At 61.2% G+C, this 22,145-nt stretch carries 18 protein-coding genes and 2 pseudogenes; 10 read left to right on the top strand and 10 right to left on the bottom strand.

The window, feature by feature from the left end:
* Nucleotides 1-23: 23 nt before the first annotated feature.
* A complete protein-coding gene (locus OKW43_RS24715) occupies nt 24-869 on the bottom strand; it encodes an FAS1-like dehydratase domain-containing protein (RefSeq protein ID WP_187633115.1) in 846 nt (281 codons plus the stop codon).
* 152 nt (nt 870-1,021) lie between these two features.
* On the opposite strand from OKW43_RS24715, the gene OKW43_RS24710 reads away from it, so the two are divergent.
* Nucleotides 1,022-1,969: a LysR substrate-binding domain-containing protein gene (locus OKW43_RS24710; protein ID WP_187633114.1), complete on the top strand. Its 948-nt coding sequence runs from the start codon at nt 1,022-1,024 to the stop codon at nt 1,967-1,969.
* 704 nt (nt 1,970-2,673) lie between these two features.
* Complete coding sequence (locus tag OKW43_RS24705; RefSeq protein ID WP_246529974.1) at nt 2,674-3,864, top strand: acetyl-CoA hydrolase/transferase family protein; 1,191 nt, start codon at nt 2,674-2,676, stop codon at nt 3,862-3,864.
* 19 nt (nt 3,865-3,883) lie between these two features.
* Here OKW43_RS24705 and OKW43_RS24700 read toward each other — a convergent pair.
* Nucleotides 3,884-4,036 (bottom strand): annotated as a pseudogene (locus OKW43_RS24700) (acetyl-CoA C-acyltransferase); the annotation flags it as partial.
* A 344-nt stretch (nt 4,037-4,380) separates the two neighbouring features.
* Here OKW43_RS24700 and OKW43_RS24695 point away from each other — a divergent pair.
* The 6 genes and pseudogenes from OKW43_RS24695 to OKW43_RS24670 form a co-directional block, all read left to right on the top strand.
* Complete coding sequence (locus OKW43_RS24695) at nt 4,381-5,583, top strand: ABC transporter substrate-binding protein (RefSeq protein WP_246529973.1); 1,203 nt, start codon at nt 4,381-4,383, stop codon at nt 5,581-5,583.
* A 13-nt stretch (nt 5,584-5,596) separates the two neighbouring features.
* Nucleotides 5,597-6,478 (top strand): branched-chain amino acid ABC transporter permease, encoded by an 882-nt coding sequence (locus OKW43_RS24690; protein ID WP_187633112.1) that lies wholly within the window; start codon nt 5,597-5,599, stop codon nt 6,476-6,478.
* A 3-nt stretch (nt 6,479-6,481) separates the two neighbouring features.
* Nucleotides 6,482-7,474, top strand: coding sequence for a branched-chain amino acid ABC transporter permease (locus OKW43_RS24685; protein ID WP_184057162.1), 993 nt, complete (start codon nt 6,482-6,484; stop codon nt 7,472-7,474).
* On the top strand, nt 7,471-8,217 hold the full coding sequence (locus OKW43_RS24680; RefSeq protein ID WP_184057160.1) for an ABC transporter ATP-binding protein: 747 nt from the start codon (nt 7,471-7,473) through the stop codon (nt 8,215-8,217). Before OKW43_RS24685 ends, OKW43_RS24680 begins: the two co-directional genes overlap by 4 nt.
* Nucleotides 8,201-8,881 (top strand): ABC transporter ATP-binding protein, encoded by a 681-nt coding sequence (locus tag OKW43_RS24675; RefSeq protein WP_187633111.1) that lies wholly within the window; start codon nt 8,201-8,203, stop codon nt 8,879-8,881. The genes OKW43_RS24680 and OKW43_RS24675 overlap by 17 nt, the downstream gene beginning before the upstream one ends.
* Before the next feature lie 154 nt (nt 8,882-9,035).
* Nucleotides 9,036-9,174: pseudogene (locus OKW43_RS24670) on the top strand (IS6 family transposase); the annotation flags it as partial.
* A 41-nt stretch (nt 9,175-9,215) separates the two neighbouring features.
* Here the strand turns inward: OKW43_RS24670 and OKW43_RS24665 are convergent.
* The 4 genes from OKW43_RS24665 to OKW43_RS24650 all read right to left on the bottom strand — a co-directional run bounded on the left by OKW43_RS24665 (nt 9,216) and on the right by OKW43_RS24650 (nt 13,924).
* Nucleotides 9,216-10,724 carry an aldehyde dehydrogenase gene (locus OKW43_RS24665; RefSeq protein WP_187633110.1) on the bottom strand — a complete coding sequence of 503 codons (1,509 nt, stop codon included), beginning with the start codon at nt 10,722-10,724 and terminating at the stop codon, nt 9,216-9,218.
* A 71-nt stretch (nt 10,725-10,795) separates the two neighbouring features.
* On the bottom strand, nt 10,796-12,022 hold the full coding sequence (locus tag OKW43_RS24660) for an ABC transporter substrate-binding protein (RefSeq protein WP_187633109.1): 1,227 nt from the start codon (nt 12,020-12,022) through the stop codon (nt 10,796-10,798).
* Between the two features lie 43 nt (nt 12,023-12,065).
* Nucleotides 12,066-12,443: a hypothetical protein gene (locus OKW43_RS24655; RefSeq protein ID WP_246529960.1), complete on the bottom strand. Its 378-nt coding sequence runs from the start codon at nt 12,441-12,443 to the stop codon at nt 12,066-12,068.
* Between the two features lie 284 nt (nt 12,444-12,727).
* Nucleotides 12,728-13,924, bottom strand: a complete 1,197-nt coding sequence (locus OKW43_RS24650) for an acetyl-CoA C-acetyltransferase (protein ID WP_187633108.1) — start codon at nt 13,922-13,924, stop codon at nt 12,728-12,730.
* 336 nt (nt 13,925-14,260) lie between these two features.
* On the opposite strand from OKW43_RS24650, the gene OKW43_RS24645 reads away from it, so the two are divergent.
* Entirely contained in the window at nt 14,261-16,201 is a 1,941-nt protein-coding gene (locus tag OKW43_RS24645) for an AMP-binding protein (RefSeq protein WP_246529959.1), read from the top strand.
* A gap of 172 nt (nt 16,202-16,373) precedes the next feature.
* Here the strand turns inward: OKW43_RS24645 and OKW43_RS24640 are convergent, their stop codons facing one another.
* Nucleotides 16,374-17,267, bottom strand: a complete 894-nt coding sequence (locus OKW43_RS24640) for an alpha/beta fold hydrolase (protein WP_187633107.1) — start codon at nt 17,265-17,267, stop codon at nt 16,374-16,376.
* A 481-nt stretch (nt 17,268-17,748) separates the two neighbouring features.
* Here OKW43_RS24640 and OKW43_RS24635 point away from each other — a divergent pair, with 481 nt between their 5' ends.
* Entirely contained in the window at nt 17,749-18,690 is a 942-nt protein-coding gene (locus tag OKW43_RS24635) for a LysR family transcriptional regulator (protein WP_187633106.1), read from the top strand.
* Between the two features lie 388 nt (nt 18,691-19,078).
* Here the strand turns inward: OKW43_RS24635 and OKW43_RS24630 are convergent, their stop codons facing one another.
* The 3 genes from OKW43_RS24630 to OKW43_RS24620 form a co-directional block, all read right to left on the bottom strand.
* Nucleotides 19,079-19,948: an alpha/beta fold hydrolase gene (locus OKW43_RS24630; protein ID WP_246529972.1), complete on the bottom strand. Its 870-nt coding sequence runs from the start codon at nt 19,946-19,948 to the stop codon at nt 19,079-19,081.
* 282 nt (nt 19,949-20,230) lie between these two features.
* On the bottom strand, nt 20,231-21,793 hold the full coding sequence (locus tag OKW43_RS24625; protein WP_187633104.1) for a class I adenylate-forming enzyme family protein: 1,563 nt from the start codon (nt 21,791-21,793) through the stop codon (nt 20,231-20,233).
* A gap of 114 nt (nt 21,794-21,907) precedes the next feature.
* Nucleotides 21,908-22,138, bottom strand: a complete 231-nt coding sequence (locus OKW43_RS24620; protein ID WP_187633103.1) for a hypothetical protein — start codon at nt 22,136-22,138, stop codon at nt 21,908-21,910.
* Nucleotides 22,139-22,145 lie beyond the last annotated feature (7 nt).

Here is a 22,145-nt window from a genome sequence, read left to right as displayed (position 1 = left end):
CATCCCAAAGAAATGATTGAAAATCAGGCGAGCGTCGCACGCGCGGACATCGTGAGCCAGCCTTCGTGATCCTTTGCCCACAGTTCCACCGACTTTCCACCGGGAGACAACTGGCCGCACACCGACAACGAATGGCCGAGAAACGTTGGACGAACCGCCTTGAACGCGTATTCGCGAACGACGGCGTCAGGCAGAGAACGAGAAAGCAGATCGAGCAGCAGCGTCGCAATCAGGGGGCCATGAACGACCAGATCGGGATAGCCTTCAGCGTCGCGCGCATAAATTTTGTCGTAGTGGATGCGATGGCCGTTGAAAGTCAGCGCAGAGTAGCGAAACAGCATTGGCTCCGACGGCAGAATCTCGCGTTGCCAATGCGCGTTAGTGGGAGCCGGTTGCGGGCGTGGCAACGGTGCTCCGGGTTCCGCGGGTTCGCGGTAGACGATGTCCTGTTCTTCGCGAATGACCGTTTGACCGCTGACGTCGATCACATGCTCGACGGTGACGAACGCGAGCCGGCCACTACGCCCCCCCTTGTTCTCGATCGACAATACGCGCGACATGCGTGTCGCGGCGTCGCCGATTCGTAGCGGGTCGTGGAAGAAAAGACGTCCGCCGGCGGCCATCCTGCGCGGCAACCCGAGATCGGGAAGAAAGCCGCCGATGCGTGGATGGCCGTCCGCTCCCAGATTGGACTGCTGCGCGACGGACCAAAAATAGAGCCAATGCCAGATGGGCGGAAGTGCGTCGCCGAGATTGAAGCCGGTGTTGCGATCGAGCGTCGCGGCGAGGGCGGTGGCGGGAGCCGGAGAGATCAGATCGTGAGCGACCTGAGTGGCGCCATCGAGGCGGCTTGCGTGGGATTCGTTCATGGCTGTCTCAATGGCTGCATGCGTGGCTGCATGCGAGCCGCTTTGGAATGGTATTTAGCCGACTGTATGTGAACGGCCGTTGCAACGGAAATACCAATTGAACGTGCCTGCCATAGATGTATCCTATGGCATCACATTTGACCGCCTGCACCATGGACATTCGCCAACTGCGCTATTTCGTCAGCATCGTCGAATATGGGAGCCTCGGCAAAGCGGCGGAAAAGCTCTACGTCGCCCAGCCGTCACTGAGCCATCAGGTCGCGAAGATCGAGGAGGATCTGGGCGTCGCGTTGCTCGTGCGTAGCCCGCAGGGAATGAAGCCTACGCCGGCTGGACAAGCGCTGTATCGGCATGCCAGGCTGGTGCTGCGGCAGATGGATCAGTTACGGCAGGAGGTCAAGGCGGACGCGGGCGTGGAGTCTGGCACGGTTGCGGTTGGGTTTCCCACCACGATGACGTCGTTGCTTGCCACGCCCGTATTCGAGCGAGTCAGAGCGCGCTACCCGGGCATCCACCTGCAATTCTTCGAGAGCATGAGCGGGTACATCAACGAACTGCTGGCGAATGGGCGGCTCGATCTGGCGATTCTCTTTCGCGAATCTAATACGCCCGGCATCACCGCCATGCCGCTATTCGACGAAGAACTGTACGTGCTCGGCGAACCGGGTGGCGATGTCGCGCCGCGAGCGCGGACCTGCAGCCTTGCGTCTCTCGCCGGCGCATCGCTGGTTGCACCGAGCGTGTCGAACGGGCTGCGTCTGCTGCTCGAACGCGCATTTGCGCGCGAGGAGACACCGCTGAATATCGTTGCCGATATCGATTCGTTGCCGACCCTGTTATCCATCGCTCACTCGGGCGCGGCATGCACCATTCTGCCGGCATCCGCACTTGCTTCACGCGATATCGCGAGCCGGCCAAAAATGCGCCGAATCGTGGACCCGGAAATCAGTCGACCGGCCAGCCTGTGCTGGTCGAACACCGCGCCCGTCATGTCGGCGACGTTGGCCGTGCGGCAGATCATCGTAGAACTGATCGTCGAATTGACCGAAAGTGGGGCATGGACGGGCATTATGTTACGCCCGCCTGTAGACGCGCATTGATAGCGCGAAACGGCTACACGCAGGGAAACGCTTGAACATCGAATGCGGTGCTGCTGCGGCACGCGCTTATTCAGATCGCTGATCTTTCAGCCTTGACTTCCTGGATTAATCCTTAAACTGCTCCTGCTGTTCCGTACAGTGAGAGCGGGATTGGCTCGTCTAATGGAAATCCATGAGTTGCGCGCACACAATCTCCATGCCGAACGGTGCGATTTCGCGACGACGCATCCTTAAGTTTGTGCTGTGGCGAGTGCGTCGATCGGAACGCATGTTGCGCACTTTTATTTGTTCGTCAAAGTACGGAACAGTCATGGAAGCCGCGTTGACGCTCGAATAGGGCGATGATGCAATGGGCTTAACGTGCTTCGGCAAATCTGGCGATGATGGAATCGCGATTGGTGAGCAGACGATTCTGAGCGGACGGCTTGGAATGTAGTGATCGGCAAGGTGGGAAGTTTTATTTGTAATTAGCTAATCATAGTAAATACGAGAAAAACTCTTCACCGGTCAGCCGGCGACGTCCTGCGGGCTGAAAATAACCATACCGGGTCATTGCCCGGAGGAGACGAAATGAGACGAGTGACACCTGCGCTCGGTCCGGCATGAGTTCCGCGGAACTAACCCTTTTGGAAGGATCGAATGCAACTGCATCGGTCGGCCGTGGTCTGGATCTCTCCAGCCTGATCCGCTCCGGCGACACGGTGATGTGGGGGCAGTCGCATGCCGAGCCCGTTACGCTGATGCGTGCGCTCGTCGCACAGCGGGATCGGCTGCGGCGCATCCGCATCTTTCTCGGCATCGGCCTCGCCGATGTGTTGACTCCCGAGCATGCCGACGCGTTCGATTTTCTCGCGTATTGTGGCAGCGGGTCTAACCGCAAGCTGGCGCGCGCGGGCGTACTTGACATTCTTCCCGCTCATTATTCGCAGCTTCCGGGGTTGATTCGAAGCGGCGCGCTGCGTATTGACGTCGTGATGCTGCAGGTGTCGCCGCCGGACGAGCACGGACGCTATAGCCTCGGACTGGCGCGCGAATACCTCGTCGAAGCGGTGAAGAACGCCCGCGCCATCATCGCCGAAGCTCATCCCGATGTGCCGTGGACGTATGGCGAGCCATACCTGCAGGCGTCCGACATCGATCTTCTGATTGAATCGGACGTTCCGTTTCCGGCCGGACCGGCTTCCGTCCCCGGTCCTGTGGAGCTGGCGATTGGCCAACATGTGGCGACCCTCGTGGAAGACGGCGCCACATTGCAAACAGGCATTGGAGCAATTCCCGACGCGGTGCTTGCGCAACTCCGAAACAAACACGACCTCGGCGTCCATACCGGCAGCATCGGAGACGGCATCGCGGAACTCTGCGAAGCGGGCGTCATCACGAATGCGCGGAAGACCATCGACGAGGGGATCACCGTCGGCGGAGTTGTCATCGGTTCCGAACGCGTTCGCCGCTTCGCGCACTGCAATCGTGCGCTAGCGCTGCGCGGCACGGAATACACGCACAACCCGGACGTGTTGCGCAGGATCGACCGGTTCGTCGCGATCAATTCGGCCGTGGAAGTGGATCTGACTGGGCAGGTGAACGCCGAGGTTGCGGCGGGCACCTATGTAGGGGCGGTCGGCGGCATCGGCGATTTTCTTCGCGCGGCGCAGTTCAGCCATGGAGGCGTGCCGATCATCGCTCTGCCGTCGACGGCGGGCCGCCACAGCCGGATCGTGGTGCAGCTTTCGGGGCCGGTCACCATACCGCGAGGCGATGCGTGCGTGATCGTCACCGAATACGGCGTCGCGGATTTGCGAGGTCTCTCGCTTCGCCAACGTATTCCGAAGCTGATCGCCCTTGCGCATCCCGATCACCGGGAGCGGCTGGAACGAGAAGCGCGGACAAGTCGTTGAGAAGCACTGCAAATGAGCTCGGGCCGATGTCCATCTTCGACGGCTCCCACCCGTCGACCTCCCATCCGACGAGATGACGGAGCGGCACGCACTCGAGTTCGTCCAGCTTGTCCTCGGCGACGATCAGGCAAGCCGCGGCGGCGGTGTTCTGCTGACTGGCGTTGTCCGCCGTCGCCCGAAACAGGTCGCGCATCACCTCGACAAGCGTCTTGGTTAGCCATTCCGACCCAATGCGCTCCACCTCGTGAGCCGACTGCAAAGACGTGCCTTTCAAAATCATGCGACGCGTGATCGGCCGCGTCTACTGTAGCTTGCCGCTGAGTGATCTGTCGTCGCAGGGCAACCCGACGTCTCTCCACAAGATCTGCACGGTGGTTCGTAAGTTGGGAGAACGCGGCTTCAGCAAGCTGAGCGCTGTTCCATCTAGTTCCGTTGTACGGAATATTCAAGCGGCAGTTGCGAGAGGCGAAAGAGTTGGATGGTCCAATAGATTCACAATACAAGGAGACACTCGTGATGCGCCTCATAGCAGCTGCCGTTGCCATTCTATCTTCCTCCCTCGCGCTCGCACAAACGGGGGGAGAACCAATCAAGATCGCCGCTTCCTTCGACCTGAGCGGACCGGCCGCCAGCTATGGGCAGATGGCCCAGAACGGCGCGCAGTTTGCCGTGGAGGTGTTGAATAAGCGCGGCGGCGTGCTAGGCCACCCCGTAGTCCTCAATATTCAGGATAACGGAACGAACCCTCAGCGCGCGGTAAGCCAGGCGACCGCAATGGTACGCGATGGCGCCGTGTTCCTGATCGCCCCGCAGATTTCGGCAAGCACCCTGGCGGTGAGCAAGACTGTATCGGCGAAAATGAAAGTGCCAATGTGCGTGTCGGTGTCGCGCACCGTTGATACGACGATGAAGGACTTCCAGCCCTACATCTTCTCAGTGGTGCCCAATCAGTACATGGCTCTCCGCGCGGTGGCCATTCGCGTCGCAAAGCAGGGCCACAAGCGCGTCGCCCTCATCAGCAACGATAGCGCCGGCGGACGAAGTTCGGTGGAGCAGTTGATCGGCTTCCTCAAGGAAGAGAATCCGCAAATTCAGGTTGTAGCGGAGGAGTACACGCCCCTTGGGCTGCAGGACTTCACCGCGACGCTGAATAAGGTGGCTGCAGCGAAACCGGACTGGGTGTTCTCCGGCCATTTCGGCTCGGATGTGATAACCCTGTCCAAACAGGGCAAGGCCATGGGGTTTTTCAAGCCGGGGCAGTTCTTCACCTTGTACGACTCGGAGACCCTGAAGTCGCTCGGCGCGGATGCAGTGCTCGGGTCCGAGGGCTACGCGGCGGCGCCGATGAATTACATGACGAAGATGGGCCCGGAATCGCGCGATTTCGTCGAACGCTACAAGGCGCGATATGGCCAATATCCAGGGGACGACGCCAGCATGACTTACGACTGCGTCATGACTTGGGCGCAGGCGACAACTATGGCGAAGTCAACCAAAGCGGATGACGTGATGAAGTCTATCGTCTCAAACGAATTCGACTCCACTCGTGGCAAGTTCCGTTTCGGCAAGATCGATCACATGGGTGAGGTTCCCACTTTCATTGGCAAGGTCGTGGACAGCAAGGAATTTGCCCAACCTGTCCTTGAAGTCGAGGAGGCTATCCCGGGCTCATTGTCACGCGCCCCGGATGCGGTAATCCTGAAATCCCGGCAACAGTAGGAGGTGCCACAACATGAACTGGCAACTGCTAGCCGCGCAGGTGGTAGCGGGCGTCGCCAATGGCGCGCTGTATTTTCTCGTGGCTTCGGGCCTTACGTTGCTGTGGGGCGCACTGGGCGTAGTGAACATGGCTCATGGCTCCTTCTTCATGCTGGCGGCGTTCGGCGCCGCCGCCTGTATCCGCCTCTGGGGCCCGGAATTCGGCTTGCTCGCTGCTCTGGTAATCGTTCCCGCACTGGTGGCGCTGCTCGCTGTCGGCCTGGAGACCACGCTGTTCCGTCGCGTGTACGGCTATGGTCTTTGGGGCCAGTTGTTGCTGACTTTCGGCCTGTTGCTGGTTATCAACAACCTGGTACGTATCGTGTTCGGTGCGCAGGCCCTCTCGATGTCACCCCCACGGCTGCTGTCGGGATCCGTCGAGTTTGCGGGGATCCGCCTGGCGACCTATCAGCTGGCCATGTTGGTCGTGACCGCCGCGGTGGCGTGGTACCTCTGGCAGGTCCTGAACAAGAGCCGCACCGGACGTCTGATCCGGGCCGCCGTTGATGATCCGCAGATGCTGGAGGGAGTCGGGGTGGATGTGCGGCGGCTTCGAACGAAGGTGATGGCGATAGCCGCCTTGCTCGCAGGCATCGCGGGCGTCATCGCGGTGCCCCGCGGCGCGATCAATCTGCAGTTGGATGTACAGATGATCGTGATCGCGTTCGCGGTAATTGTCATTGGCGGTCTCGGCGCGGTCTGGGGCAGCCTCGCGGCAGCCGTCCTGATTGGGGTGGCGGAAACGGTGTCTACCCTATTCATGAAAACCGGCGGCGAGATGGTGATTTTCGCCGTAATGGTTGTCGTGTTGTTGGTGCGGCCGACCGGTTTCCGCACCATTGTTGGCAGGGAGTAAGCCATGGAACGATTCACTCCCGCCCGCTTCTGGACACTTCTTGTAATTTGCGCCGTCCTTGCGCTTGCGCCCCTGATCCTCCCAGCTTCGCTCTTGCCGGAGGCAACTCGCGTGGTGATCCTGGCGGGCACGGCAATGAGCTTGAACGTGCTCGTAGGTTCGACGGGATTGATTTCGTTAGGGCAAGGCATGTTCCTGGGGTTGGGCGCATATATCGTGTCGGTCGGCACTCTGAAATTTGGGTTGGGGTTCTGGTCCGCAGCGGCACTGGCGCTTGGCATCTCTGTCCCGATGTCACTGTTGACCGCCTTAGTCACGCTGCGGGCTCGGCACCTTTTCTTCGGCCTCCTTACGCTCGGGTTAGGGCAGGTTGCATTTGTGTATGTAGCGAGCAGCTACACGCTAACGGGTGGGGACGATGGTCTCATCGGTGTGCCGATACCATCATGGCTGGATGGTGACATCGCGCATCACTATGCGAGCGTCTGCGTCCTGTTGGTGGTCTGCTTACTGCTCCTGCGACTACTGGCCTCGCCCTTCGGCGTAATGCTTGGGGCGGTACGCGACAACAGGGACCGGGTTGCCGCAATCGGCGCCAACCCGAAGCTGTATGAAATCGCAGCCATGGTCATCGCTAGTGTGCTCGGAACGCTGTTCGGGGTGGTCTGGGTGCTCGCTGAAGGAAGCGTGGAGCCGAGCATCGTGTCCTGGATGACGAGTGCCATATTGCTCAACATGGTCGCGATCGGAGGGCGCACCTGGTTCTTCGGACCGTTGCTCGGTGCGGTGTTGTTGGAGGCTTCTCGCGCAGCGGTGCAGGTGCACTCGGCGCACTCCGATCTGGTGGTGGGCGGCGTGGTAATTCTGTGTGCCTTGCTCTGCCCGGAAGGAATCGGATCGCTTTTCAAGAAGATCGTGTGGTCGAGATCACGGCAACCCCTGGCCAAGCCGGATCCGGCGGCAGCACGGCAGCCGCTGGCTGGAGAACAGCGATGAGCGCCGTACTCGAAGCGTCGAACCTGTGCAAGTCCTTCGGCGATTTCACTGCGGTGGACGGGGTTTCGCTGACCGTGCACACGGGGGAAGCGGTCGCCATCATCGGGCCTAACGGGGCGGGAAAAAGCAGCCTCTTCGATCTACTCACCGGGCGCAAGATGCCGGATGCGGGCGAGATACACCTCTTTGGAAAGCCGGTTACCCGGCAACCGCCGTGGCGGCGGGTGAAGCAGGGGCTCGGTCGCTCCTTCCAGCTCAGCAGCTTATTCCCGGCGTACTCCGCGCGTGAGAATGTGCAGGTCGCGCTGATGGCCGCGAACAGCCTGAGTTGGAATGTGTTCCTGCTCGCAACAAAAACGCTGCGTGCGGAAGCCGATGACTTGCTCGATCGTGTCGGGCTGTCGGCAAAGGCACACGTGCGCGCCGGCGAACTGTCGCACGGCGATCTGCGCACCTTGGACCTGGCCGTGGCCTTGGCAACACGGCCCAAAGTCCTGCTGCTGGACGAACCCACCGCAGGAATGGGCCGGGAGGAGTCACGCGAGTGTCTCGCCCAGATCCGCGCAATCACCAGGCGGGAGAAAATTCCGATCGCCTTCGTGGAGCACGACATGGACGTAGTGTTTTCATTTGCCACTCGAGTGATTGTGCTCGTGGCAGGCAAGGTTCTGATTGACGCGCCGCCCGAGCGCGTGCGCGCGGACGAGCGCGTAAAGGAGGCGTATTTTGGCGAAGACTTCTGAGGAGGTCCTGCGCGTTGAAGCGCTGGAAGCGGGATACGGCTCTGTACGGGTAATTCGCAATGCAGCGATCGCCGTGCATGCCGGCGAGGTGGTCGGGTTGCTTGGAAGAAACGGCGCGGGTAAGACGACCTTTATCAACGCGATTGCCGGTCTACTGGCCTGCGCAAGCGGAAGTATCGTGCTCGCAGGAAGGGAGGTGTCTGAGTTGCCGGCGCATCGCCGCGTGGGAGCGGGCGTCACTATCGTCCCTAGCGGTGGGCGGCTGTTCAAGTCGCTGACAGTGGAAGAGAATCTCGCCATCGGCGTGCCGCATCCCGACCTGCAAAAAGTCACCGAGATCTTTGCGCTCTTTCCCGAGCTCTTGCGCCTGCGGTCAAGATATGCCGGCAAGCTGTCCGGCGGCGAGCGCCAGATGGTCGCCATCGGGCGTGCCTTGATGCTCGACCCCAAGCTGCTGCTAATGGATGAGCCGAGCGAAGGCCTGGCACCGATCGTGGTGCTGCGCCTTGCCGAGTCGATCAAAGCCTTGCAGGCCAGAGGCGTTGGCATCCTCGTTGCCGAGCAGAATGTCAAATTCACCGACCTGGTCTGTCAGCGCTGGTACGGAATCGACAAAGGCGCGATCACTGACAGACAACCGACGGCGATGCTGCCCCGCGCCTGATTCCATCTTCACTCGGGTGTGTTAATCAGCCATCACATTGCGGCTGCGACACAAATGCCCCTCGGCAATCATTGTTATGGGGAAACCGATTCAGGCCACCGTGCAACCTCCACATCTCGCTCGCGTCACTGCATTTCGCATGATTCCATTGTTTGAGGCCATCAACGCGAAGCGTGAATCACCGATCAAGATTCGCCAGAACAAGTATCTGCAACGTTGTCGAGCAAGATCATCCGGCGATCAAGCGACGCACTCAGCCCGTGGCTAGCTTCCAGACTCTTCGTTGTGCCCGGCATACTGTCAGAACAAAATGCGTGCTTCCTTCTTATTCGGTTCATGTGTACAGATTCGGGAACTGGCCGCTCGTGCTGATGACCGTCGTCCTCGTCTCGAGGTACGGATCGAGTGCATGGATGCCGTTCTCGCGGCCCCAGCCGCTGACTTTGAATCCCCCGTAGGGCGTCGACCAGCGCAGGAACGAGTACGTATTGACCCACACCATGCCCGCCTCGATACGGTTCGATACGCGATGTGCGCGTCCGACGTCGCGAGTCCACAGACCGGCGGTGAGACCGTATGGCGTGTCGTTCGCAATCGCGACCGCTTCGTCCTCGCCATCGAATGGAATCAGCGACGCAACGGGGCCAAAAATTTCGTCGCGGGCGATTCGCATCCGGTTCGTCACGCCGGCGAACACGGTCGGTTCGACGAAGTACCCGGGCGCAAGGGCTGGCGTAAGGACACGGCTGCCGCCCGTGATCAGCTCGGCGCCGTCCTGCTTGCCGAACTCGATGTACGAGAGAGTCTTCCGGAGCTGCTCTTCATGCGCCTGCGGACCCATATGGTTGGTATCGACCGATGGTAGACCGACACGCACGGACTTTGCACGCGTGCGGAACGCGTCGACAACGCGGTCGTAGATCGGGCGCTCGACGAGTACGCGGGAACCGAGCGCACAACTCTGTCCGGTCAGCCGCCACGCCGATGCTGTCGCGGCATTGATCGCATTGTCGAGATCGGCGTCGGCAAAGATAATATGCGGCGCCTTGCCGCCGAGTTCGAACGTGAAGCGCTTCAGATTCTCGGCGCCGTCGCGCACCATGTGTTTCGCGGTCTGGCTCGCGCCGGTAAAGGAAATCTTGTTGACGTCCGGATGCTTGACGAGATGCGCGCCCGCCGTCCGTCCGAAACCCGGCACGACATTGAACACGCCGGGCGGAATGCCGGCTTCGTGCATCAGACGCGCGAGCTCCAGCGCTGAAACGGGCGTCTGCTCGGCGGGCTTGACCACGACTGCGCAGCCGGCCGCTAACGCCGCGCCGATCTTGAGGCAGGTCGCAAGCAGCGGTGCATTCCAAGGAATGATCGCGCCGACTACGCCGATCGGCACGCGCGTCGTAAACGCATGCACGCTGTCGTCGATCGGGATTGTGGTGCCCTGCGCCTTGTCCGCGAGCGACGCGAACCACTGATACCACTGGACCTGTGCAGTGAGGCTCGCCCGGTGTTCGCGCACCAGATTGCCGTTGTCGCGCGATTCGATGACCGCCAGCTCGGGGATCGCCGCGCTGAAGAGATCGGCGAAGCGGCGCAGCAAGGCCGCTCTTTCGTGACCGGGCATCCGGCGCCACGGGCCGTTGAACGCTTGCCGCGCCGCGGCGACCGCGCGGTCGATGTCCTGCGGGCCGCCCATCGGTGCAATGGCCCACGGCTTGCCAGTGGCGGGATCGATGCTCTCGATGAGTTCACCGTCGAGCGGCTTCACCCATTCGCCGTCGATGTACAGATGTTCGTAGCGCCGCAGCGATGTGTCGCTTGCGGGGGCGAATGATTGGTTCGACATTCGATGCTCCGGGAAAGGTGCTGTTTCGTTCGGAAGATTGCCTTGTGCTTCGGGAGAAGAGCCGCGCAGATCTATTTGCGGGCTTCCTCGACAACCGCCTTCGACGGACGCGTGATGCTAGCGGCCACCACCTCGTCGATATCGAGCACCGGCTGACCGTATTGGGCGCTCTTGACCATTTTGCCGATGTAGACCGGCACTTCGGCTTCGTGATCGTACTGACCGAAGCGGACCTTCCCGCGCAGCAAGTCGAAGGCGTTCGTTTCGATCGCCCGCATGACCGCATCGGATTGCGTCGATTTCGCGGTAGTGACTGCCTGCGCCCAAGTCATCACGCAGTCATAGCCGACGCTTGCCCAATCCGACGGATAGTTGCCCGTGTGGGCTTTGAACTGCGAGACGAAATCCTTCGCATGCGGCGTTTTCTCCAGATAGTTGAATGGCGCGTATTGATAGGCTTCTGTGCCGAGCGGCGCGTCGTCGCCGAGGATCTTCAGTGTGTTCGCATCGACCACCGTCATGAAGTGATTGTTGATCTGCTTGAAGAAGCCCAGTGCGTTGGCCTGTTTCGAAAACGTGACGAGGTCCGCGCCGTAGATCTGGGCCCACACATAGTCGGGCTTCGCCGCGAGGATCTTGTTGATGCTCGCGGTGTAGTCGATTGCGCCGAGTTTCGGATATTCCTCGACGACGATCTGTGCCTGCGGGTTCATCTCTTTGAGGAACGCCTTGAACCGTGTAGCGGCCGAACGTCCGCCCGCGTAGTCGGGCACGAGCAGCGCGTAGCGCTTGTACGACTGTTTCGCGAGCCGCGTGGTGACGGCGCGCATCAGCATGTAGGTCGTTGGCGCCATCGAAAAGACGTAGGGCTGATAGTCCTTCATCGTGATCTCCTCGGCGGCCGAGATGGCGACACACATCGGCACCTTCAGCTTCCCGGAGACCATTTTGCTGACGGCGATAGTGCTGCCCGAGCTGGTCGGAGAGAGCAATAGAGACGCGCCCGGCTGGACGAGCGCGCTGGCCTGGTTAATTGCACGTTGCGGATTGGTGCCGTTGTCCTGCTTGTCGAACGTGACCGGTCGTCCGAGTACCCCACCATGTTTGTTCAGACTGTCGATCGCGAACTGAATCCCGGCAAGCGACTGTTCGCCGAGGTCGGAAGCAGGCCCACTGAGATCGAGCGAGCCGACGATTCTTATCGGCATCGCGTCTTGCGCACATGACATGGTGCTCGACAGGGCGAGCAGGAGGCCGGCAAGTGATATGCCGGCGCAGGGAAATGAAAGTCGCTTCATTGCGATGTCTCCTCGTGTTGGTTTGTGATCTGTTGTAAGTCCGTTAGATGCGCGAGGACAATCTCGGTGAATCGATCGTTCCACGCCTTGAAATTGAAGCAATACGGTCTGCCGCAGACGTACGCTCACCTCGGGTCACAAACCTAACAACTGATAGATTGAAATACGATTCAACGCATCGATCCGTGCGGGAAACCGGGGCGGCATACCCAGACACATGCTTCACTCGCACCGACGCCGAAGCGAGCGACGAACAGTCCGAATAGGTATCGGCGCGTCCGCAGAGTGCGGTGAAGAGGCTCCGCAGGCAGATGGCAACCACCAGAATATTGCGTCGATCGAAGACATCGACCAGTCGGCCGAAAACGGGCGCCGCCAGAAGATTGGCGGAGAAGAATGCGATGCCCTGGATCAGACTCAACTGGGGTGTCGGAGATCGGCAGCGAATGCCGGATCGCATCGACCAGAAGACTAAGCAGTTGACGATCGATGTAGGCGAGCGAATACGAGAAAGTGAGAAGCGCGAGCACATACGATGAGCTGCTGCGGTCAATCTATATCAGCCGGGCTATCTGAATTTAAATAAGAAATCGAATCAAAGGCGAGCTGAAAACCATGACGCGGGCATATGAATGATCGAATCCTGCGACGCGACGGATATCCACTCACGCCGCAGGCTGCAGCAGTAAATTCTCCAGTTGTGGGTCACGCTGACTCGACCAACGCGGCCAGACCCTGACCACCGCCGATGCACATCGTCTCGAGACCGTAACGTGCTCCGCGCCGCTTCAACTCATACAGCAACGTCGCCATCATCCGCACACCCGTTGCGCCGATCGGATGGCCGAGCGAAATACCCGAGCCGTTCACGTTCAGGCGTTCGCGGTCGTCCCAATTCCAGCCCTTCAGCACAGCGAGCGCTTGCGCAGCGAACGCTTCGTTCAGTTCAACGAGATCGACGCGATCGAACGAAAAGCCGGTGCGGGCGAACAGGCGTTCGACGGCAGGAACCGGGCCGATGCCCATCTTCGACGGCTCGCACCCGGCGGCCGCCCATCCGACGAGATAACCGAGCGGCGCCAACTCGAGTTCGTCCAGCTTGTCCTCCGCGACGATCAGGCAAGCCGCGGCGGCGTCGTTTTGCTGGCTCGCGTTACCCGCCGTCGTGATGCCGTCCTTCATGAGCGGCTTGAGCTTGGCAAGCGTATCTGACGTCGTATCGGGGCGAATGCCTTCATCGCGCGAGAACATTACCGGTTCCCCCTTTTTCTGGGGAACGGCGATCGGCACGACTTCGTCATTGAACTTGCCCGTTTCCCATGCGGCGGCGGCGCGCTCGTGACTACGAGCGGCAAAGCTGTCGGCCTCGGCACGCGAGATACCGTATTCACGCGCGAGGTTCTCCGCCGTTTCGACCATGCCCGAGATATAGCCGAAACGTTCCTCCGGCTGCGAGCGTTCGCGGCCGCGTTCGAGGCGGTCGTGAAAGCGCGCCGAACCGGAGCGCTTGCCCCAGCGCATGTCGGTCGTGTAGTACTCAATGTTGCTCATGCTTTCGACGCCGCCGGCCAGCACCACATCCGCCGCGCCGCTCTGAACCATCATCGCAGCGGTGGCGATGGCCTGCAACCCGCCGCCGCAACGACGATCGAGCTGCATTCCAGGCACGCTGATCGGCAGGCCTGCGTTCAGCGCCGCCCATCGACCGATGCAGGGCGTTTCGCTGTTTGCATACGATTGCGCGAACACGACATCGTCGATACGCGACGGATCTATTTTCGTGCGCGCGAGTGTGGCCTTGATGACCGCATCCGTCAGGCCTTCTACCGGGATGTTGCGCAGGGATCCGCCGAACGTACCCACCGGGGTTCGAACGGGTGCAACAATGGCTGCTCGTCTCATGAAAATGTCCTTCTGCGTTGTAGGTGGCATGCGTGCGATTGGATATGGCGAGGCATGTCGAATGTTTGTTCACATTGCGGGGCGTGCTAACTGAGCGTCAACGCGGGCCCAGAAAGATTTCCGTACTTCGATACGACGACGGTCCCGAGGACGGTGAAACCGGAAGCAAACATACGGCTCGTGCAGGTACGGAGCGCATTTTTGCGCAGGCTCGCGTCATTCCGTTGCACGGAACACGCCGATTCGCCGCGTTGACTTGGCAACGCGGGCGGATCACGATGGACAAGACAATGATCAGGCCGATTCCCGGCTTTACCTTACCCGCCTGGAACTTCAATGAGTGAACATAGGATGAATGTGTGGAGACCAACGGCCGACGATATCGCAACGTCGAATGTCACTGCACTGATCGAGCGTCTAGGACTCGAGGACTACGACGAACTGTTGGCCTTCTCGAACGCCCAACCCGAACACTATTGGCGAACCGTCGTCGATTTCTGTGGGATCGTATGGGACGTCGATTACCACACGTATGCCGATCTCTCCGCGGGCAAGGAGTTTCCGAAGTGGTTCCGCGGCGGACAACTGAACTGGGTCAAGACTGCCCTGAAGTGGGCGGACGATCCGGCCACCGTGCAACAGGACGCAGTCGTCGCCGAGCGGGAAGACGGCTCGATTCAGCGCGTGACCTACGGTGAGTTGGCGCAGCGAGTCGCGTCGTTCGCGGCAGGCCTGAAGGCGCAAGGCGTGAAACGTGGCGATCGCATTGGCTTGCTGATGGAGAACGGCGTCGAGGCGACTGTTACGTTGCTGGGCATTGCGTGGGTTGGCGCGGTTGCGGTGCCGCTCTTCAGCGGGTTTGGCGTCGACGCGATCGTGTCGCGGCTGTCGTCATGTTCCGCACGCTTATTGATCGCAACAACGGGCTTCTCGCGTCGCGGCAAGTGGGTCGATACGCGCAAGCTGGTCGACGAAGCGTTGACGCGCTTGCCGGATATCGACACTGTTATCTGGAAACGCGCGGCAGAGCCGATCCATTTCGACGCAAAGGTGCTCGACTGGCGCGCGGTCGCCGACGCACAGCCGGACCCGGCGGCCGAGCGGATGTCGCCTGAAGACCCGTTCATGGTGATCTACACGTCCGGAACGACGGGCAAGCCCAAAGGGGCGGTGCATACGCACGGCGGCTTCCCGCTGAAGATCGCGCACGACTCGGCCGTGCATTTCAACGTCAAGCAGGGCGACGTGTTTTGCTGGCCCGCCGACATGGGCTGGATTGCCGGCTCGCTTGTGATGTCGAGCGCGTTGCTGCGCGGTGCGACACTAGTCTGCTATGACGGCGCACCCGACTTTCCGGACTGGTCGCGTATGTCGCGTCTGATCGAGCGTCATCGCATTACGCATTTCGGTTCGGCGCCAACATTGATCCGCGGTCTCGCGGCCAACGCCGGGATCGCCATGCAAGGCGATGTGTCTACAGTGCAGTTGCTGATCACCGCCGGTGAGGGCATCGATCCGGAGCATTTCGTCTGGTTTCAGGAAGCGTTCGGCTCGGGGCGCCGCCCCGTCATCAACTACACGGGCGGCACTGAAGTATCGGGCGCGTTGCTGTCGAGCGTTGTCGTCAGACCGATCGTGCCGAGCGGATTCAACACGGCGTCTCCATCGGTGGAGGTCGACGTCGTCGGGCCGACCGGCGAATCGCTGGTCGACCGCATCGGCGAGTTGTCGGTGCATGCACCGTTCGTCGGCATGACGCAATCGTTCTGGCAGGACAACGAGCGCTACCTCGATTCTTACTGGCGAACGATTCCAGGCATCTGGGTGCACGGCGATCTGGCGATGCACCGCGAAGACGGACACTGGTTCATGCTCGGCCGATCCGATGACACGATCAAACTGGCCGGCAAGCGAGTCGGCCCGGCCGAGATCGAAGAGGTGCTGCTTGAACTGCCAGAGATCGCCGAAGCAGCGGCGATCGGCGTCGACGATGCCGTCAAGGGGCAGAAGCTCGTCGTGTTCGTCATCCAGACGGCGGGATCGCACGTGTCACCGGTTGAACTTGAACAAAGTCTCGCCAAGCATGTCGACGGCAGGCTTGGGCGGCCGTTCCGTCCATCCGCGGTGCATGTGGTCGCGCAACTGCCGAAGACGCGCAGTTCGAAGATCATGCGGCGCGTGATTCGCAGCGTTTATGCGGGACAGCCTCCGGGAGACTTGTCGTCGCTCGATAACCCGGGTGCGCTGGATGACATTCGTCGTGCCGCGGGGCGTTGAGTTGCGTTGGGCGCTGCGCTGATCGCGGTGCTCGGGCCGGCAGCGGCAGCGCTTGCTGTTGCCGATCTGGTTGAGGAAAGGGCAGCGCGGGGCCGGTAGCGTTGCTGTTCGTATCAGAAGCGCGTCGTTCCTTGGGCCGCCACGGACCTATGCAGCGAAGCCGGGCACGTTGTTAAGGTTGACCCGAAAGCGAGGCAACCGGAACATTGCGTGCGAGGAATTGAACGGCCGCCTTTCCGAATACGTCGTTGCGGTCTCCTGCCACCATATGTCCGGCTTCCGCGACGTTCACGTATTCCGAGTGCGGGCAGAGTTCGAGGAATTCGCGCACGCCCGCTTCACTGACGACATCGGAACTGCCGCCGCGCACCAGCAACGTTGGCAGCGTCAGTTGGCGCGCGCAAGCCGCCAACCGCTCGTGACGCGTGCGCAGATCGATGGTGCCGGCGAGGAATCTCGGATCCCAATGCCACCGGTAACGTCCGTCGTCACAGAAGCGGACGTTTTTGGACAGGCCATCGAGATTGCGCGGGCGCGCTTGAGTCGGGCGATATTGACCGATCGCGTCGGCGACTTCCTCGAGCGAGCCGAATCCGTCGGGACTTTGCTGCATGAACGTGTGAATTCGGGCGACGCCGGCGGGCTCGGTATAAGGCACGATATCGACGAGGATCAACGCGCTGGTGTCGATCTGGCGCTCTCCGGTTGCAACGAGGCTAGTGCCGCCGCCCAGCGAGGCGCCGACGAGCACGGGGCGTCTTGCGCCGAGCGCCGCTACGACACACGTGAGATCGCGCACCAGTGCGTCCTGGCTGTAGTCGCCGTCGCGAGCCCAGTCGGAATCCCCGTGCCCGCGGGCATCGTAGGCTACGGCACAATAGCCGGTCTTGCCGAGCAATTCGCCGGTTCCGCCCCACGCGTGGCGGGTTTGGCCGCCACCATGCAGCAAGACGACGAGTGGGCCGTCGGCATGACCCCACGTGTCGCCCGCGAGCCGGACGCCACCGGAACCTTTCCATATGTGCATCGGCTCCGGGGTGCCGGGAAGGCGGTTTCCTGCTTTCATCGTGATCCTCATGGTTGGGTGGGTACGGCATGTGGCTAGCGTGCGGCGGCCGGACGTCTTGCTGAACGGCGCGAACGGACAGGCTGCTGGCCTGCGAACGAAGATGCCGAGACGGGCGGCATTCTCCGCGCCCTCGTCAAACTTCGCCGGTGGCAGCAAATGTGTCAACTTAGACGATCGCGCTGTTCCGTACTTTGATGGACCGAGGGCGGTCGTTGATCGAGTATCGAGCTGGGTTCCGGCGGATCGCAGTTACCGGCCGCGCGGCACGAGCCTTTCGCTGGACACGTCCCGGGCGCTCAGGTAGTTTCTCCGCACTTCGTAGACTCCCGTCTTAGGCGGCACCCACGAGATCGAAACAGCGGTCGATACGTATCGGTGACCGCGCTGCTGCAACACCACGACAGGTCTCGCTCGGGACCTTCGGAAGCCTCGCCACGTGACGGAGTGCGAGGCGAATTCATCGCAGGGAAAAGGATCAATGGACACGCTACACATGATGCGGATATTTGTTCGCATCGCAGAAGAGGGCAGCTTCACGGAGGCAGCTCAACGTCTGAATATCACCAACGCCAATGCGTCGCGGTCGATCGCGCAACTGGAGGCGCATCTGCGCACGCGCTTGCTCAACCGCAGCACGCGCCGCGTCGCGCTCACCGAGGCGGGGCAGCGCTATCTGGAACGATGCGAGCGAATTCTCGCCTATGTCGAGGAGGCCGAGGCCGAAGCCGCGGATGCGCATGCCCGGCCTTCCGGAAAGTTGCACGTGCATGCGACGTCGAGTTTCGGCCAGACGTACGTGTTACCCGCGGTTTTGCGCTATCGGGAACAGAATCCAGCGGTATCGGTCGAGTTGACGTTATCGCAGCACGTGCCGGACCTCCTGGACGAGGGCTATGACGTCTCGCTTCAATTGAGCATGACGGATTTGCCCGACTCGGGGTTTGTATCGCATCGACTCGGCGACTTGCCCAGCGTGCTCTGCGCCGCGCCGGCCTATCTGAGCAAACATGGCACGCCGCACTCGGTGGAGGAGCTTCGCGGGCACGCTTGTCTGCAGATCGTCGCATCCGTGTTTCCGCGTGATCGCTGGCATTTGGAGGGACCCAATGGCCGGGAAACGTTTGAATTTCCGCCGGCAGATTTTCAGGTGAACGCGATCGATGCTCTGAGTGTTGCGCTGAGGGCGGGCGTCGGCATCGGCTCGCTTCCTATGGCGACGGCGATGCCGGCGCTGCGCAGTGGTGCGCTGGTTCGCGTGCTGCCCGACTATCAGTTGCAGAATCTGACCGCGTACGTCCTGTATGCGTCGCGCCAGTACCTCGACGCGAAGATCGGGACATTCGTCCATTTCCTCCGGGAAGCCGTTCCGCAGGCGCTCGCGGCCGACAAGACGGCATTGTGCATGTACGGCAAGCAATAGTCCGATGCATCGGCAGGGCGGTCGTTCTAGGGGCGCGGCTGTCGCCTCCGCGGTCGGCGATTTCGACAACTGGGTTGCATGGCAAAAGTAAGATATAGGCGGCGCTGTTCGACGACCTGCTCACAAGGATTCTTGCGGGGAGATGGCGATATTGCGCAGTGCAGGGTGTTCGTTCTCAGCCGCATCAATTCCGGTTAGACTTGGTTCAATCGGAAGAAGGGCACATTGGAAAGCGTCGCGGATCAGCTTTGCACGATGTTCTTCGAGGGCGTGAAGCCTGCTACCAAGCCACGGCGGACCGCGCGCAAGATAGAGGGTCGCCGCTTCGTCGTGAACCCGTGGCGCCGGCGGCTCTGCGGCGCGCCGGAAGCATTCTCCAGCGGCGGCTTCAACTATATGCAACCGCGCGGCGCGTCGCCGACTGATCGGCGCGCGCCTGGCGAACGAGAAAACGAAGTACCGTTTCGCCAAATACGTCGTTGCGCTCACATGCAACCATGTGACCGGCATCCTGCACATCGGCCGATTCCGCATGTGGGCACAAACGCAGAAACTCCTCCACTCCTGCCTCACTGACGATCTCTGAGCTTTCGCCGCGCAGCAGAAGTGTTGGCAGCTTCAGCTTGCGCGCGCTCGCCGAAAATCGTGAATGACGGCGCGGGAGATCGCGTGGCCACGCAAGGAAGCGAGGATCCCAATGCCAGCGATATTTGCCGTCGTCTCCGAAGCGCACGCTTCGGGTCAGGCCTTCCGGATTTGGCGATTGCAGTTGCTGCGGATGGAACTGCCGGATCACGTCAGCAATTTCGTCGAGCGACCGAAACCCGCCGGGCTTTTGTCGCATGAACGATTGGAGACGCGATACGCCCGCAGGCTCGGTATGAGGCGCGATATTGACGAGAACCAGCGCCTGGGCGTTCAGATAGTTTTCTCCCACCGCGAGGAGACCGGCTGCGCCGCCCAACCCGGCGCCGACGATCATGGGCCGCCGCTCGCCTAACGTCGAGGCGACGCATTCGAGATCGCGGACCATAGCGCCCAGGCTGTAGTGGCCGATGGGAGACCAGTCGGAGTCGCCGTGGCCCCTGGCATCGAATGCCACGGCGAAAAAACCTGCGTCACCGAGTGCTCTTCCTGTTCCACTCCAGCTGTGACGGGTTTGGCCGCTGCCGTGCAGGAGGATGACAGGGGTACCGTCCGGGTCGCCCCACGAGTCGCCAGCGAGGCGAATGCCGTCCGCGCTTCTCCATACATGCATGGGGGCGGGCGCGGCCGGCAGGCATGTGCCCACTTCCGTCGAAGTCTTCATGGTCGAATTGCTCTCAGGTTGCGCGGCGTGTGCGTGCATGCTTTGCGCACGAGTCGACACGTATAGCCGTAACTTCAACGCGGAGCGTCACGGCGTCAATCCCAGTCGCGTAGGTGTTCCGTACTCTGGTCGGTCGTTCCGACGTAGAAACGGGAACAGGACCGGCAGCATTTAGCGAGTAATAGATCCGCGGAGCGCGAAGGGCTTCGAAGCGCTTGCTGTCGCAGCGTGTTATCGCGGAGTAGCCGAACTTCGATGCGATGGCACTGCGTGATCATCTTGTGCCATCGCACGGAGAATATGCCTCATCAGTTTTCCGCTGGCAGTCGTTGGTATTTCCGGAATGACGATGATCCGTGAGGGCCGCTTGTATGGCGACAGCCGCGCGGCCAGGTGCCGATTCAATGCGTCGACGTCGGCCGTTGCTCCGGCTTCGAACTCGACGAAGGCGATCACCTCCTCATTGCTGTCTTCTGTGCGTCGGCCGACCACGGCGGATTGCCTGACCCCATCGAATGAATTGATCACCGTTTCCACTTCGACCGGATAGACGTTGAACCCTGAACGGATAATCAGGTCCTTCGACCGCCCGACGATGAACAATGCACCGTCGGCATCGATCGTGCCGATGTCGCCGGTATCGAGCCAACCGTCTGGGTCCAGCACTTCGGCGGTCGCATGCGGCGCGCGGTAGTAACCTCGCATGACGCCGGGACCGCGCACCCACAACTCGCCCGGCGTTCCGCGCGGGACAAGGTTGCGGTTTTCGTCCAACACGCGCAACTCGGCACCCTCAACTATTTCGCCTGCAGAACAGTCTTGCCGCGGCCGTTCGATACGCGTCACCGCCAGTGATCCCGCGTATTCGGTCATGCCATATCCGTGGTGCAGAGGTTGCCCGAAACGCGCTTCGACTTCGCGCTTGAGCGTCAGGTCGAGCAGGCTGCCGCCGGTGTAGAGGTAACGGAGCTTCGACGCGCCCACCGTCCGTCCGGACTCCCGCAAATAGCTGACGACGCGTGTGAACATCGTCGGCACGCCCTGCAGAATTGAGATCGCGCCGCTTTCGATCGCTTCGATCACGTCTCCTGGATCGAAACGCGCGCATAAGTGCAGGCTTGCCCCGCCGTATAACGTGGCGAGAAGCAAGGTGCCGATGCCGAATATGTGAGACATCGGCAGCACCGCGTACGCGCAGTCGCCTGGTTTTAAGTCACGTGAGATCGCGGAAACTCGCGCGAAGTGCAACAAGCCGCGATGCGTGACCATGACGCCTTTGGGCTGGCCCGTGGTCCCCGACGTATAGATCAGGATGGCCACCTCGCGCGCCGTCGTCCCGCTCTCGGGGCGAGCATTTGAATCCGCATCGCTGCACAAGACGGCGCCGATGCCGTCCGCTACAGTTATGCGAGCGCCAAGCCGTTCGCCGTGACGCAACGCGTCCGGCGAAACATCGTGCGTGAACAACACCAGCCGCGGCTCGCAATGCGCACAAATCGCGGAAAGCTCTCGCTCCGACAGACGTGCATTGACCACGACCGGCCAAGCCCCAATTTCCGACAACGAGAACAGCATGACGATTAGCGCCGTGCAGTTCTCACCGACGATCACGACGCGGTCGCCGGGCATTGCGCCCCGGCTTTCGAAAAATGCGCGGGCCTTTTGGATGCGCGCCCACAGTTCTCCGAACGTCGTGCGTTGCTCGCCATCGACGATGGCAACGAGATCTGGCGCGCGCGACGCCCAAAAGCACGGAATCCCGCTGATCCGTGCGAGTTTATCTGGAACCGTCATCGAGTTCTCCTGATCATGTGCGCTTTCCAGCCGGTCGCGGCTTCGTGCGTGCCGAAGGGTCCGGTTTCGTCCAGCCGTCCCACTTCGGTTCTATGTCGACCCCGGGCCGGCAGTTCAGTCGTCGCGCAGCGGTAATGCCTCGGCGGGATTGATCAGGCGATCGATCGCCTGGCTGTCGAGATGCGCAAGCGAATAAGGAAGTGACAGCAGTCCGAAAAGATAACAGGACCGTTGCACCCCGGCCGGCATGTGACCTGCTGATGCAGCCGCCGCGAGGCTCTCACGGAACGTCCCACCAAATCGTTCGAGAGGAATGGCACGACCCGCACGCTCTTCAATCACCAAGCCTGCG

This window comes from Paraburkholderia sp. WC7.3g (assembly GCF_050436345.1).
GTDB classification, from domain to species: Bacteria; Pseudomonadota; Gammaproteobacteria; order Burkholderiales; family Burkholderiaceae; genus Paraburkholderia; species Paraburkholderia podalyriae.
This window is presented reverse-complemented; position numbering and strand designations above follow the sequence as displayed.

What these genes read in the sequence shown, in the direction of transcription:
- OKW43_RS24705 (WP_246529974.1), top strand. Translation starts at nt 2,674, where the DNA reads ATGTGGGGGCAGTCGCATGCCGAGCCCGTTACGCTGATGCGTGCGCTC.
- OKW43_RS24640 (WP_187633107.1), bottom strand. Translation starts at nt 17,267, where the DNA reads ATGAAAGCAGGAAACCGCCTTCCCGGCACCCCGGAGCCGATGCACATA.
- OKW43_RS24695 (WP_246529973.1), top strand. Translation starts at nt 4,381, where the DNA reads ATGCGCCTCATAGCAGCTGCCGTTGCCATTCTATCTTCCTCCCTCGCG.
- OKW43_RS24715 (WP_187633115.1), bottom strand. Translation starts at nt 869, where the DNA reads ATGAACGAATCCCACGCAAGCCGCCTCGATGGCGCCACTCAGGTCGCT.
- OKW43_RS24625 (WP_187633104.1), bottom strand. Translation starts at nt 21,793, where the DNA reads ATGACGGTTCCAGATAAACTCGCACGGATCAGCGGGATTCCGTGCTTT.
- OKW43_RS24645 (WP_246529959.1), top strand. Translation starts at nt 14,261, where the DNA reads ATGAGTGAACATAGGATGAATGTGTGGAGACCAACGGCCGACGATATC.
- OKW43_RS24685 (WP_184057162.1), top strand. Translation starts at nt 6,482, where the DNA reads ATGGAACGATTCACTCCCGCCCGCTTCTGGACACTTCTTGTAATTTGC.
- OKW43_RS24635 (WP_187633106.1), top strand. Translation starts at nt 17,749, where the DNA reads ATGGACACGCTACACATGATGCGGATATTTGTTCGCATCGCAGAAGAG.
- OKW43_RS24665 (WP_187633110.1), bottom strand. Translation starts at nt 10,724, where the DNA reads ATGTCGAACCAATCATTCGCCCCCGCAAGCGACACATCGCTGCGGCGC.
- OKW43_RS24680 (WP_184057160.1), top strand. Translation starts at nt 7,471, where the DNA reads ATGAGCGCCGTACTCGAAGCGTCGAACCTGTGCAAGTCCTTCGGCGAT.
- OKW43_RS24690 (WP_187633112.1), top strand. Translation starts at nt 5,597, where the DNA reads ATGAACTGGCAACTGCTAGCCGCGCAGGTGGTAGCGGGCGTCGCCAAT.
- OKW43_RS24660 (WP_187633109.1), bottom strand. Translation starts at nt 12,022, where the DNA reads ATGAAGCGACTTTCATTTCCCTGCGCCGGCATATCACTTGCCGGCCTC.
- OKW43_RS24630 (WP_246529972.1), bottom strand. Translation starts at nt 19,948, where the DNA reads ATGCATGTATGGAGAAGCGCGGACGGCATTCGCCTCGCTGGCGACTCG.
- OKW43_RS24650 (WP_187633108.1), bottom strand. Translation starts at nt 13,924, where the DNA reads ATGAGACGAGCAGCCATTGTTGCACCCGTTCGAACCCCGGTGGGTACG.
- OKW43_RS24710 (WP_187633114.1), top strand. Translation starts at nt 1,022, where the DNA reads ATGGACATTCGCCAACTGCGCTATTTCGTCAGCATCGTCGAATATGGG.